The 12,779-nt window shown below is 55.8% G+C and carries 13 protein-coding genes; 6 read left to right on the forward strand and 7 right to left on the reverse strand.

Annotated features, from left to right (window positions below):
- Positions 1–26: 26 nt before the first annotated feature.
- Positions 27–1,223 (reverse strand): YjgN family protein, encoded by a 1,197-nt coding sequence (locus tag ABLV78_RS22575; protein WP_072058223.1) that lies wholly within the window; start codon positions 1,221–1,223, stop codon positions 27–29.
- A gap of 184 nt (positions 1,224–1,407) precedes the next feature.
- On the opposite strand from ABLV78_RS22575, the gene ABLV78_RS22580 reads away from it, so the two are divergent.
- A complete protein-coding gene (locus tag ABLV78_RS22580) occupies positions 1,408–1,911 on the forward strand; it encodes a GNAT family N-acetyltransferase (protein ID WP_047046209.1) in 504 nt (167 codons plus the stop codon).
- Positions 1,912–2,118: 207 nt separating this feature from the next.
- Here the strand turns inward: ABLV78_RS22580 and miaE are convergent, their stop codons facing one another.
- Entirely contained in the window at positions 2,119–2,883 is a 765-nt protein-coding gene (miaE, locus tag ABLV78_RS22585) for a tRNA isopentenyl-2-thiomethyl-A-37 hydroxylase MiaE (RefSeq protein ID WP_045378492.1), read from the reverse strand.
- A 71-nt stretch (positions 2,884–2,954) separates the two neighbouring features.
- Positions 2,955–3,380, reverse strand: a complete 426-nt coding sequence (gene rraB / locus ABLV78_RS22590) for a ribonuclease E inhibitor RraB (RefSeq protein ID WP_015368550.1) — start codon at positions 3,378–3,380, stop codon at positions 2,955–2,957.
- Between the two features lie 163 nt (positions 3,381–3,543).
- On the opposite strand from rraB, the gene argF reads away from it, so the two are divergent.
- Positions 3,544–4,548, forward strand: coding sequence for an ornithine carbamoyltransferase (gene argF / locus ABLV78_RS22595; RefSeq protein ID WP_045378488.1), 1,005 nt, complete (start codon positions 3,544–3,546; stop codon positions 4,546–4,548).
- A 54-nt stretch (positions 4,549–4,602) separates the two neighbouring features.
- On the opposite strand, the gene ABLV78_RS22600 is transcribed toward argF, so the two are convergent.
- Positions 4,603–5,055 (reverse strand): YhcH/YjgK/YiaL family protein, encoded by a 453-nt coding sequence (locus tag ABLV78_RS22600; RefSeq protein WP_046883302.1) that lies wholly within the window; start codon positions 5,053–5,055, stop codon positions 4,603–4,605.
- A gap of 191 nt (positions 5,056–5,246) precedes the next feature.
- Here ABLV78_RS22600 and ABLV78_RS22605 point away from each other — a divergent pair, with 191 nt between their 5' ends.
- From ABLV78_RS22605 to ridA, 4 genes are all read left to right on the forward strand, one after another.
- On the forward strand, positions 5,247–5,354 hold the full coding sequence (locus tag ABLV78_RS22605) for a pyrBI operon leader peptide (RefSeq protein ID WP_020079785.1): 108 nt from the start codon (positions 5,247–5,249) through the stop codon (positions 5,352–5,354).
- Positions 5,355–5,390: 36 nt separating this feature from the next.
- Complete coding sequence (gene pyrB / locus ABLV78_RS22610) at positions 5,391–6,326, forward strand: aspartate carbamoyltransferase (protein ID WP_047046213.1); 936 nt, start codon at positions 5,391–5,393, stop codon at positions 6,324–6,326.
- Between the two features lie 13 nt (positions 6,327–6,339).
- On the forward strand, positions 6,340–6,801 hold the full coding sequence (pyrI, locus tag ABLV78_RS22615) for an aspartate carbamoyltransferase regulatory subunit (protein ID WP_015368555.1): 462 nt from the start codon (positions 6,340–6,342) through the stop codon (positions 6,799–6,801).
- A 73-nt stretch (positions 6,802–6,874) separates the two neighbouring features.
- The gene (gene ridA / locus ABLV78_RS22620) at positions 6,875–7,261 is read left to right on the forward strand and encodes a 2-iminobutanoate/2-iminopropanoate deaminase (RefSeq protein WP_020079786.1); all 387 of its coding nucleotides are present in this window, start codon (positions 6,875–6,877) and stop codon (positions 7,259–7,261) included.
- 57 nt (positions 7,262–7,318) lie between these two features.
- On the opposite strand, the gene ABLV78_RS22625 is transcribed toward ridA, so the two are convergent.
- The 3 genes from ABLV78_RS22625 to mgtL all read right to left on the reverse strand — a co-directional run bounded on the left by ABLV78_RS22625 (position 7,319) and on the right by mgtL (position 12,779).
- Positions 7,319–9,712 (reverse strand): beta-N-acetylhexosaminidase, encoded by a 2,394-nt coding sequence (locus tag ABLV78_RS22625; RefSeq protein ID WP_047046216.1) that lies wholly within the window; start codon positions 9,710–9,712, stop codon positions 7,319–7,321.
- A 158-nt stretch (positions 9,713–9,870) separates the two neighbouring features.
- Entirely contained in the window at positions 9,871–12,579 is a 2,709-nt protein-coding gene (mgtA, locus tag ABLV78_RS22630) for a magnesium-translocating P-type ATPase (protein ID WP_045394705.1), read from the reverse strand.
- A 146-nt stretch (positions 12,580–12,725) separates the two neighbouring features.
- Positions 12,726–12,779, reverse strand: coding sequence for a mgtA regulatory leader peptide MgtL (gene mgtL / locus ABLV78_RS22635; RefSeq protein ID WP_219340445.1), 54 nt, complete (start codon positions 12,777–12,779; stop codon positions 12,726–12,728).

The following is a 12,779-nucleotide window of genomic DNA, read 5'->3' on the forward strand; positions in this document are numbered from 1 at the left end:
CCGGAGCTTGCTCCGGCTTTTTTACATTATAAGAACGGCAGGTTAGGTAAAAAACCGCTGAACAATTTGCCAGGTACTGGCGGTTTATGGGCCTCATCTTGCTGCAGGTCGAGCGTTTCAAAGTCACCCATTACCTCGGTGTTGGCGGCAATATAGCGCATCAAATTAATCTTTAACCAGGGGTACGCCAGACCCAATGTCAGCACAGAAAGAAACGTCAGAGCCAATAAACGCGGAGCAAGGCCAAAAAACGTCAGGGTAGAACGAAAACGAATGCTGTCGCCAAGCACCAAATTATTCCATGCGTGATTACGTAAAGCTACCTGGATATACGTCATGGCTAACACGATGCCGATGGCGAGAAATAAATTTCCTCCTGCCACCGTTCCAAGATGCCGTAATGCCATAAACAGAACCGTATTTTCATTACACAAGCCGAACATACATCCTGTAATCATTTGCATGAATGCGGAAATGAAAAACCCGAAAAACAGTATAATAAATGGCAATATAATTACCATTGCCCATAAAAAAGCCACGACGCAACGCTTAGTGCTAATATAAATATTAAATTTATTTTTGCCTAAGCTTGCGCCTTTGCCGATCAGTTCAAGCCAGTGGCTGTAAACCACCCCGCTGGCGACGGCCATCACACACAGTGCCAGTAAAACCAGCGCAACGAAACCCACTAGCATGTCATTTATACTTGAACCTAACCAAATACGACTTCCTGGAATAGCGAGGATAACCACCGTTAGTACGATTATCAGTAAAGGTAACCCAAGCATAATCCACCATGCGCGCAGTAGATTACATTTAAACCCGAAACGAATATTAGCGAATGAGGTCATATTCGCGTGGTAGCTTAACCCCTTCATTACCATGACTGGCAGTAGGATAAGATATGCTAACGTCACCCATTCTTCGCTGCCGTGAGAGAAAATGGCAAACGCCAGACTGAGTAAAACCAGCACGATAAACATTAGCAGCCAGCTAAGTAAAATCGTGAAACCCTTCCCGTGGTAAGCAAAACGGTTACCGTTAACCTCCATATTTTCACAAAGGTAACGGCGACTACGTACCCATGCCCAGGGAATGAATATCCCTAAAGTAATTACTGACAGTATAATATTGACCAAACAAATAAAGAAATAGGCGCGAGCCCGTCCGTGAAAGACAAAATAATGACTGGCACGCTGTTTCTTCCCTAAAGTAATATCCATAACCCCGCCATCCTTGCACTTTAAATTATATATATAAATAATAAGTCAGAATAACCATCATTAAATATGCAGAATATATTATTTTGAAATTACTCGGCAATATATTTATGCACGCCTTGCGTCGGTTAAAGAATAATGGTATTAAAACAATGTATGGTTATTTAAGCTAAAATTGAGTGATTCTATGAATCTTGCTGCGCCACAGACCTTTACTTTACGCCGCATTACGGCGGCAGATAATGCCGCCATCGCCCAGGTTATCCGCCAGGTCTCCGCGGAATACGGCCTGACCGCCGATAAAGGCTATACGGTCGCTGATCCCAACCTGGATGAACTCTATGAACTTTATAGCCAATCGGGCTCCGCCTATTGGGTTGTGGAGCAAAATGGCGAAGTGGTTGGCGGCGGCGGCGTGGCGCCGCTCTCGTGTAGTGAGTCCGATATCTGTGAGCTGCAGAAAATGTACTTTATGACCGCGGCGCGCGGCAAAGGGCTGGCGAAAAAGCTGGCGCTGATGGCGATGGATCACGCCCGCGAGCAGGGTTTTAAACGCTGCTATCTGGAGACCACCGCTTTTTTGAAAGAGGCGATTGCCCTTTATGAACATCTCGGATTTGAACACATCGACGGGCCGCTGGGCTGCACCGGCCACGTCGATTGTGAAGTGCGGATGTTGAAAACGCTGTAACGCCTCGATAGCGCAGGCGTCCGCGGTAGCGCTACGCTTACCGGGGGATGTCCCGGGCTCGCGGTGCCGTTTTTTTTGTCGGGTGGCGGCTAACGCCTTACCCGACCTACGGCCCGTACCATTACGAGCTGAAGCTCTCAACGCTATCTCTCCCCATGACTACTGAAACTGCCAGTATTAGTGGCTACCGGGTCCGAAAATCGCTGACTACGGCGCCGTCGGTACGCCGCTGTGAAAGCGGAACTCAGGCTCCGGGCGGAGAATCAATGCCGCTTCCGCCTCGCCAAGCTGGCGCACCCGCTCGCTGATATCTTCCCCCGCTATCTTCTGCGCCAGGTCCAGGTAGTCCTGATAATGACGGGCCTCGGAGCGCAGCAACGACAGATAAAACTTCTGTAAATCATCATCCAGCCACGGCGCCAGCGCGGCAAAACGCTCGCAGGAACGCGCTTCGATATAAGCGCCGCAAATCAGCTTATCGATCAGCATCACCGGCTCGTGCGATCGCACCTCCCGGCGCATACCACGGGCATAGTTGCTGGCGGTGATTTTGACGTAAGGGATATCCCGCGCCAGCATGATCTCACGCACCTGCCAGAAGTGATGCAGCTCCTCTTTGATCAACAGAATCATGCTGTCGAGCAACTGGCTGCCCCACGGGTCGTTGGTTCGCGGCATAGCGCTTTTGTTGATCCGTTTATGCAGAGCGACAAAATCCGGCTCCGGCCCACGGCGATAGGTAAAGTCTTCGTACGGTTTCAGGCATTCCAGCAGCTCGTCGGCGCCGTCTTTATCGGCGACGTAGCGGCGTACCAGCAGCATGGCGTTTTGCGCCGCTTTCAGCTCGCATACCATATGGTCGGTCAGCAGCAGCGGCAGGTTTTCCGGTTTACGGGCTTCGTCAATCCACGCCTGCGGCGTAGGACAGTGAAGAAATGCTAAAATCGGGGAGAGTATTTGCGGGTAATCCATTGAAGCTCCAGGCTATACCCTAATCAGGACGGGTATATACGGCGGCAGACGCCGCCGTATCCGTTGACGACTTAGTGGCGTACGCCGTTGTCGTCTTCGTCAATTAAATCTTCGTCATCTTCGCCGTCATCGTCTTCGCCGTTCGGGTCTTCGTAGTAGGTACCCCAACCGTCGTACTCAACGTTGAATTTTTCCGCCAGGTTCATCAGCTGTTCAACCTGGGCGTCGATCAGATCGGCGTTAAGCGCGCTTTCGCTCAGGATATCGCAGCAGATCACCACTTCACCTTCTTCGACTTCCAGCTCTTCCGGCTCGGTGACTTCATAACCCATCTTGAAGGCCTCTACCGCCACTTTTTCCAACGTTTCGAAATCATCGGCAGAGAGATGATGCTCAATGGTATACAGCGCGTCCGGATCGCTGCCATCTTCCAGCAGCTCTTCGATAATCAGACGCGTTTCCTCACGCTGTTCTTCCAGTAGTTCCGGGTTTGCCATGGCTCGTTCCTCATAATGTGCGGCAGATACTCCTATTGTCACATACCGCCGTGATTGCCTCCACCTTCTGTGTAAAAGATTTCTAACTCGGGGTTGAAAATGAATATTCATACATATAAAGTGAATTTTAATTCAATAGTGGCGTTTGCCAGGTGAGGGAATTATGTCCGCGTTATATCAGAAGCATTTCTTGAGATTACTGGATTTTACTGCTGCAGAAATTACCGGCCTTGTCGACCTGGCCGCGCAATTAAAAGCCGATAAGAAAAACGGCATCGAGGCCCAGAAACTGAAGGGCAAAAACATCGCGCTCATCTTCGAAAAAGACTCAACCCGCACACGATGCTCTTTCGAAGTTGCCGCTTACGACCAGGGCGCCCGCGTGACCTATCTCGGTTCCAGCGGAAGCCAAATCGGCCACAAAGAATCCATGAAAGATACCGCCCGCGTGCTGGGCCGCATGTATGACGGTATTCAGTATCGCGGCTACGGCCAGGAGCTGGTGGAAACCCTGGCGGAGTATGCCGGCGTGCCGGTGTGGAACGGCCTGACCGATGAATTCCACCCGACGCAGCTCCTGGCTGACCTGCTGACCATGCAAGAGCACCTGCCGGGTAAGGCATTTAATGAAATGACGCTGGTCTACGCCGGCGACGCGCGTAACAACATGGGTAACTCCATGCTGGAAGCCGCCGCGCTGACCGGGCTGGATCTGCGTCTGGTGGCGCCGAAAGCCTGCTGGCCGGATGAAGGTTTAGTGGCGGAATGCACTGCGCTGGCGAAAAAGCACGGCGGCAATATTACCCTGACGGAAGATATCGCCGCGGGCGTAAAAGGCGCCGATTTCATTTATACCGACGTGTGGGTGTCGATGGGCGAGGCGAAAGAGAAATGGGCGGAGCGTATCGCCCTGCTGCGCGGTTACCAGGTGAATAAAGCCATGCTGCAATTGACCGGCAACCCGCAGGTGAAATTCCTGCATTGTCTGCCCGCGTTCCACGATGACCAGACCATTCTCGGCAAACAGATGGCGGCGGAGTATGGACTGCACGGCGGCATGGAAGTGACCGATGAAGTCTTTGAATCGCCGGCGAGCATCGTCTTCGATCAGGCGGAAAACCGTATGCACACCATCAAAGCGGTGATGGTGGCGACGCTTGGGAAATAGCCATTAACCACGGTAGATTCCCGGATAGCGCCAGGCGTATCCGGGCTACCCGTTTTAAGCCATCAATACCTTTACCACCGCTTTGCGCACCTTCGCCGGCGCCCCGACGGCACAGAGCGGTTTATGCACTTCGCCTGGATAAAACACCACAAAATCCCCCTCGTTAAGGATAACGGTTTTCTCCTGCGCTCCCTCGGCGAGGAAGGCGATGTCTTTGTCCGCCAGCCAGTCAGTCTGCGGCTCGCCTGCCGGTAAGGTGCTGAAAGTCATCCCTTCCTGACCGCGCAGCACAATCTGGATATCCAGATAGCGGGCGTGATACTCGGCGCGACGCTCGGCCTGCGGTTCGGTGCTGTCTTCAGAAATCAGATAGAACAGATTGTTGCCGTCGATATCGTGCTTGCCGAGCGGCGTCGCCTCGTTGACGTGAGCCTTAACATGCTCAATCGCCTGACGCAGCGCGTCCGGCAGCCAGGATTGCAGATGATGAATATTGCCGATAATCATAAGAGCCCTCAAATATAAAACAGCTTTTCATTTTTGTTTTATACGCCGCTTACCACTGCCAGACCACATTTTTATCGCGGTTTTTTGCGCTGGCGCAGCCTTCGCAGGCAAACGTTTCCCTGATTGTGGATTAATCGCTTGATTGCTCATCAAAGCTGCGTATAATGCCAGCCGTTTTGCCGGGAGGAAATATGGTCAATTGCGTACGACATTGCTGTGTCTTACCGCGTCTGAAAGCAGGCGCTGGCCTGGCGTTTTTCTTTCCGTTGCTCAATGAATTCTCGAAGCCCCTTATTTAAGGGGCTTTTTTTTTGCTCAGGCGTCAGGAGATAAGCATGGCTAACCCGCTATATCAAAAACATATCATTTCCATAAACGATCTCAGCCGCGAAGACCTCGAACTGGTGCTGGCGACGGCCGCAAAGCTGAAAGCCAATCCGCAACCCGAGCTGCTGAAGCATAAGGTTATCGCCAGCTGTTTCTTTGAAGCCTCCACTCGTACTCGTCTCTCTTTTGAAACCTCCATGCACCGCCTCGGCGCCAGCGTGGTCGGCTTCTCCGACAGCAGCAACACCTCGCTCGGTAAGAAAGGCGAAACCCTGGCCGACACCATTTCGGTTATCAGCACCTACGTCGATGCTATCGTGATGCGCCATCCGCAAGAAGGCGCCGCGCGTCTGGCAACCGAATTCTCCGGCTGCGTGCCGATTCTCAACGCCGGCGACGGCGCCAATCAGCATCCGACACAAACCCTGCTCGACCTGTTCACCATTCAGGAAACTCAGGGCCGCCTTGAGAATCTTAATGTCGCGATGGTCGGCGACCTGAAATATGGCCGTACCGTACACTCGCTGACCCAGGCGCTGGCCAAATTCAACGGCAACCGCTTTTACTTCATCGCCCCGGACGCGCTGGCGATGCCGCAATATATTCTCGATATGCTGGATGAAAAAGGCATCGCCTGGAGCCTGCATAGCGCCATCGACGAAGTGATGGCAGAGGTCGATATTCTGTATATGACGCGCGTGCAGAAAGAGCGCCTTGACCCATCGGAATACGCCAACGTGAAGGCGCAGTTCATACTGCGCGCCGCGGATCTCGAAGGCGCGCGCGCCAACATGAAAGTGCTGCACCCGCTGCCGCGCGTTGATGAAATCACCACCGATGTCGATAAAACGCCGCACGCCTGGTACTTCCAGCAGGCCGGCAACGGCATCTTCGCCCGCCAGGCGTTACTGGCACTGGTATTGAATAGCGAGCTGGCACAGTAAGGGGGAATGAGAGATGACACACGACAATAAACTGCAGGTAGAAGCCATTAAGCGCGGCACCGTGATCGACCATATCCCGGCCCAGGTCGGCTTCAAACTGTTGACCTTGTTCAAGCTGACCGAAACCGACCAGCGCATCACCATCGGCCTGAACCTGCCATCCGGTGAGATGGGCCGTAAAGATTTGATTAAAATCGAGAACACCTTTCTGACCGATGAGCAGGTCAATCAGCTGGCGCTGTATGCGCCGGACGCAACGGTTAACCGTATCGATGATTACGAAGTGGTGGGCAAATCCCGCCCGAGCCTGCCGGAGCGCATCAATAGCGTGCTGGTCTGTCCGAATAGCAACTGCATCAGTCACGCTGAGCCGGTTTCGTCGAGTTTCGCAGTGAAAAAACGCGCCGATGACATTGCACTCAAATGCAAATACTGTGAAAAAGAGTTTTCCCATTATGTGGTGCTGGCCAACTAATTGCGGTTGGTATTAATACCGGCCCTCCCTATAATGGCTACGACCTAATTACTGCAGTTCATCTGGAGATATTATGAGCAAAACTATTGCGACGGAAAAGGCACCAGCAGCTATCGGCCCATATGTACAAGGTGTTGATCTGGGTAGCATGATCATCACTTCCGGCCAGATCCCAGTAGACCCGAAAACCGGCAGCGTGCCGGAAGATGTCGCCGCGCAGGCGCGTCAGTCCCTGGACAACGTAAAAGCTATCGTTGAAGCCGCTGGCCTGAAAGTGGGCGATATCGTGAAAACCACCGTTTTCGTGAAAGATCTGAACGATTTCGCCACCGTGAATGCCGCGTATGAAGCGTTCTTCACCGAGCATAACGCCACTTTCCCGGCGCGTTCCTGCGTAGAAGTCGCGCGTCTGCCGAAAGACGTGAAGATTGAGATTGAAGCTATCGCGATCCGTCGCTAATCGCTTCTCTGCCCTCACCCCAGGCGCTTGCGCCATCCGCGGGGTGAGGGAAATGCCCTATTTTATCTTCGTTGCCCGCAGCAGTTTCTCCAGCGGATAGACCGCCGCAATCACCAGCTCATCCTGGGTTTTCGCCGCCGTATCCAGCTGCGCCTGGATTGAGGCGTACTCTTTATCGTCCAGCGTTCCCTGCCGCGCAACCAGATCGGTCAAGCGCAGCCCGAGGCTCGCCAGCTTATCAACCTGCTGCACCACCGGTTTAATCGCCGCCAGCTGATAGTTATTGTCGGTCAGCGCCAGCGCATCGCCGCTGTTGTTCTGCCAGCGGGTAAAGACGTGGCGCAGCGCATCGGCGCTCTCGGTGTCTTCGGCATCGCTGATCAGCCGCTCCGCCCACTGGTTCAGGCTGCGTACGGTGTCGCTCTCCGCCGGTAACGCATCGGCCAGCCGGTTAAGCGGTTCAAATTGATGGTAATTGTTCGCCTGGAACTTGAGATGCTGACGGGTGTAGTAATGCGCCGGCTCCAGCGCCTCGGCGAGGATCTGCAACGCCAGCGTATGGCTGCTGTTCGCCAGCCGGGTGAACTGCTCCAACTGCTGAGTGTGCTGCTGCAGGCCGACGGAGACCGTTGACCAGCTGTCCATCGCCTGCAGGCGCTGATACATATTGTCGCTGTCTTTGACGTCCTCGGCCGACCACAGACGCTCCGCTACTGCAAAAGCGCGCGGCCACAGCTTGATATCGATGACCGGCGCGGCGACGTTCTCCGCCCACAGCGCCGCCTCACCGCCCAGCAGATTCTTCTGTTGCTGCGCGTCGGGCAGCGTCGGCTGAATGCCCTGCGGCACGGCATCCAGCCGCTTGCCGTCAATGGGATAACGGGTGTTGCCAAGCAGGAAGTAACCTGCGAGCTTGTCATCGTTAATGGTCAGCACCGGGCGGGTTTCGCCCATCCAGGTATCGACGCGGAACGTGACCTGATTGTCGCCGAGCCATTCAATCTCCTGCACGGCACGCCGTGATTTACCTTTAAAATCAATAAATCCCCGCCAGCCGCTATCGCCTTTTACCAGCGTAAAGCTGCCCTCAACCGCGCTGCCCTTCAGCCGCGGCATCGAAAACTGCCAGCTCTGGGCGCTGTCGCTATCGGTAATCGTATCCACGCCGTTAAGCCCCTGCGGGATAATTTCATTACGATAGTGATAGGCGGTGTACTGCGGCTGGTCGAGGTAAAAACCGGTGGAGAGAATACCGCGATAGCCGTGTTTGGCGACGTCGCCTAATGCGTCCTGCCCCTGCCAGGACTGGATCAGAATGCTCTTCGGTAAATCAGGGTGGTAGATCTCATCCCAGCCGACCATCTGCCGGTGATGTTTCTCGAGCAGCTTCTCCAGGCGCCGGTTGAAGTACGCCTGTAGCGCGTGGCTGTCCGCCAGCCCCTTCTCTTTGAGGAATTTCTGAATGGCCGGATTGGCGCGCCACTGGCTGTCATCGACTTCATCACCGCCGATATGCAGATACGGATCGGGGAAGATAGCCGCCAGTTCGCTGACCATCGCCTCGGCAAACGCGTAGGTGGCCTCTTTTGTTGGGTCGAGTACCGGTTTCAGCACGCCCCAGTGGCGCTCCATCGCGTAAGGCCCCGGCGCGCTCATCAGTTCCGGATAAGCCACGGCGATCGCCGAGGCGTGGCCCGGCATATCGATTTCCGGCACCACGCGAATACCGCGTTCAGCCGCGTAACGCACAATGTCTTTCATCTGCGCCTGGGTATAAAACAGGCCGTCGCTGGCCTGCTGCTGCAGCTTCGGATAGCGGCTGGAGGCGAAGCGCCAGCCCTGATCGTCGGTCAGATGCCAGTGCAGTACATTAAGCTTCGCCGCCGCCATACCATCAATCTGCCGCTTGATCGCCGACAGCGGCATAAAGTGACGGGCGGAATCCAGCAGCAGTCCACGCCACGGGAAGCGCGGCGCATCGTCAATGGCGACATAAGGAATGGTGGTGCCGTCAGGACCGTTTTGTACCAGCTGTAGCAGCGTTTCCATGCCGCGCAGCGCGCCAAAACGCGTATTGGCTTTCAGGGTCGCGCCGTCTGCGTTAACGGTTAGCTGATAGCTTTCGTCGCTATCCGGCTGTGGCAGGAAAGGCACTTTTTTACTGACGATCACGTTAATGGTTGGGCTTTTCGCCGGCGCCGTCTGCGGCTGGAGCGTCCAGCCGGTTTGCCGCGCAAGACGTTCGCGCCAGCGGTTCGCCGCTTCGCCAAGATCGTCGCCGCTGACGTTGATCGTCAGCTGATTATTTAGCGCCAACGCCCCCTGCGCCTGCGGGCGCTTCACATGGGCGGGCCACGGCATCAGCGGCAGATCGCCCGCCGGGGCGGCAAGCGCCATGCTGCTCAGTAATATTCCGCTGGTCAGCAGACTGTAACGCACGGTGTTAATCATCAATGTTCCTTTTTATGACGGGCCAAAAAAAGCAAAACATTGGGTTAACATGCGCACAAAATTGCGTCAATACATGGCGATGACGGGCTTCACAACTTGATGAGATTTAAGAGAAATACCGGTAAGCCCCTCTGCCCGGCGGCAAAGGGGCGAAACCTCTACTGCCAGCCGTAACGACGGCTGTAGAAGCCTTTAACGGTCTGGGTCAACACCATGTAACCCGCCAGAATCGCCACCAGCCATGGGAAATAGCTGAGCGGCAGCGCCTGCAGCTGCAGGTAGCCCGCCAGCGGCGAGAACGGCAGCGCGATACCCACCGCCATCACCAGCAGCGTCATCGCGAACAGCGGCCACGCGGCGCGGCTCTGGACGAACGGAATGCGGCGGGTACGGATCATATGCACAATCAGCGTCTGCGACAGCAGCCCTTCAATAAACCAGCCGGACTGAAATAGGGTCTGCATCTCGACGCTGTTGGCGTGGAACACCCACCACATCAGGCTGAAGGTGAGGATATCGAAAATCGAGCTGATCGGCCCGAAGAAGACCATAAAACGCCCGAGATCGGCCGGGTTCCAGCGCTGCGGTTTACGGATCTGCTCATCGTCGACGTTATCGAACGGAATCGCCACCTGGGAGACATCGTACAGCAGGTTCTGAATCAACAGGTGCAGCGGCAGCATCGGCAGGAACGGCAGGAAGGCGCTGGCCACCAGCACGCTGAAGACGTTGCCGAAGTTGGAGCTGGCGGTCATTTTGATGTACTTGAGCATGTTGGCGAAGGTGCGGCGGCCTTCGATAACCCCCTCTTCCAGTACCATCAGGCTTTTTTCCAGCAGAATGATATCCGCCGCCTCGCGGGCGATATCCACCGCCCCGTCAACGGAAATGCCAATATCCGCCGCGCGTAGCGCCGGGGCGTCGTTAATACCGTCGCCCATAAAGCCCACCACGTGACCTTCGCGTTTCAGCAGCGTCACGATGCGCTCTTTATGCAGCGGCGCCAGGCGCGCGAACAGCGTGGTGCGTTTCGCCAGCGCCGCCAGTTCGTCGTCGCTCATGGCTTCAATCTGGCTGCCAATCACCACTTCGCCCGCATCCAGCCCCACTTCATGACACACTTTCGCCGCCACCAGTTCGCTGTCGCCGGTGAGGATTTTTACCGTAATGCCGCTGGCCTTCAGCGCTTTCAGCGCCGGGGCGGTAGTCTCTTTCGGCGGATCGAGGAAGGCGATGTAGCCTTCGAGGATCAGGTCGGACTCATCCGCACGCTGATAGTCACCTTCCCGCGCCGGCAGGTATTTGGTCGCCACCGCCACCACCCGCAGCCCCTGACGGTTCAGGGTATCGGTCACCCGGCGAATACGGCGCAGCATGGTCTCGTCCAGTGGTACGATTTCGCCGTTGTAGCGCACCTGGGTCGAGACGTTGAGGATCTCCTGCAGCGCCCCTTTACAGATCAGCTGATGCGCGTCGTCCTGCTCTTTCACCACCACCGACATGCGGCGACGTTCAAAATCAAACGGGATCTCATCCACCTTCTGCCAGCGCTCCGCGAGACCGCGAGCGGCATCCAGCTCCACGCCTTCCAGCACCGCGGTGTCGAGCAGGTTTTTAAGCCCCGTCTGGTAATGGCTATTGAGCCAGGCGGTGTGCAGGACTCTCTCGCTGGATTTACCGGAAACATCGGTGTGGTTCTCCAGCACGATTTTGTCCTGGGTCAGGGTGCCGGTTTTATCGGTGCAGAGGATATCCATCGCGCCAAAGTTTTGAATGGCGTCGAGGTGTTTGACAATCACCTTTTGTTTTGACAGCTTCACCGCCCCGCGCGCCAGCGTCGAGGTGACGATCATCGGCAGCATCTCCGGCGTCAGGCCGACCGCCACCGACAGCGCGAACAGCGCCGCTTCCCACCAGTCGCCTTTGGTGTAGCCGTTGATCAACAGCACCACCGGCGCCATCACCAGCATAAAGCGGATCAGCAGCATGCTGACCCGGCTAATGCCTTTCTGAAAGGCGTTCGGCTCGCTTTCCTGCTCGCTGACGCGCCCGGCAAGCTGGCCGAACCAGGTGTTGCCGCCGGTGGCGTAGACGATGGCCTGCGCCGAGCCGCTCACCACGTTGGTCCCCATAAAGCACAGGGTGTCGCATTCCAGCGGATTGGTTTGTAGCGGATCGCGGGTGCGCGCGACTTTTTCAACCGGCAGCGATTCGCCGGTCAGCGAGGCCTGAGCGACAAACAGGTCGCGCGCCACAATGATGCGCAGGTCCGCCGGGATCATATCTCCCGCCGACAGCCTGACGATATCGCCCGGCACCAGTTGGTCGATAGGCAGTTCGAGCCAGCGGCTCTCGCCCTGCTCGTTGATAACCCGCAGCACCGTGGCGGTATTGCTGACCATCGCCTTCAGCGCATCCGCCGCTTTGGTCGAGCGCGCTTCCTGGATGAAGTTAAGCAGCGTCGAGATGCCGACCATCAGCGCGATAACGCCCGCGGCGAACAAATCTTCAGTGGAATAGGAGACGATGCCGAGCACCGTCAACAGCAGGTTGAACGGGTTGCGATAGCAGGTCCACAGATGAACCCACCACGGCGACGGCTTCTGCGCCGGGATTTGGTTATCGCCGTGCAGGGCGATTTTCGCCGCCACTTCGACGTCGTTCAGCCCTTCAGGGTGGCTGTCGAACGCGCGCCAGATTTCATGCTCATCCATGGCCGCCACGTCCAGACAGCGCTTGCCGAGTGAATCCGGGATCGGCGCGCTGGCCAGGTTACGGGCGTCGGGCAGCGGATCGCGCTGGATCAAACGATGGGGTAAATGACGGCTAAGCTGCGCGAACAGCTGCCGGGTAAAATTTTTCAGCATAAACAGTCCCTCCGCGCTCGCGCGAGCGAACGCAGCGTTGCCAACAGGCGTGGCAAAGCCTTACCTGTCAGGCATTATTTTTATAGGGCAGGGACATCGTGGACGTCACTGCTTTACGCTTTCCGGTAAAGCAGTGCTAAACAGGCTTACCGGAAAGAAAGGTTGCTCCATCGAGGATGAGGAGTGGGATCGGGGTCCAT

The organism is Klebsiella sp. CN_Kp075 (genome assembly GCF_040065055.2).
Taxonomy (GTDB): Bacteria; Pseudomonadota; Gammaproteobacteria; order Enterobacterales; family Enterobacteriaceae; genus Klebsiella; species Klebsiella aerogenes.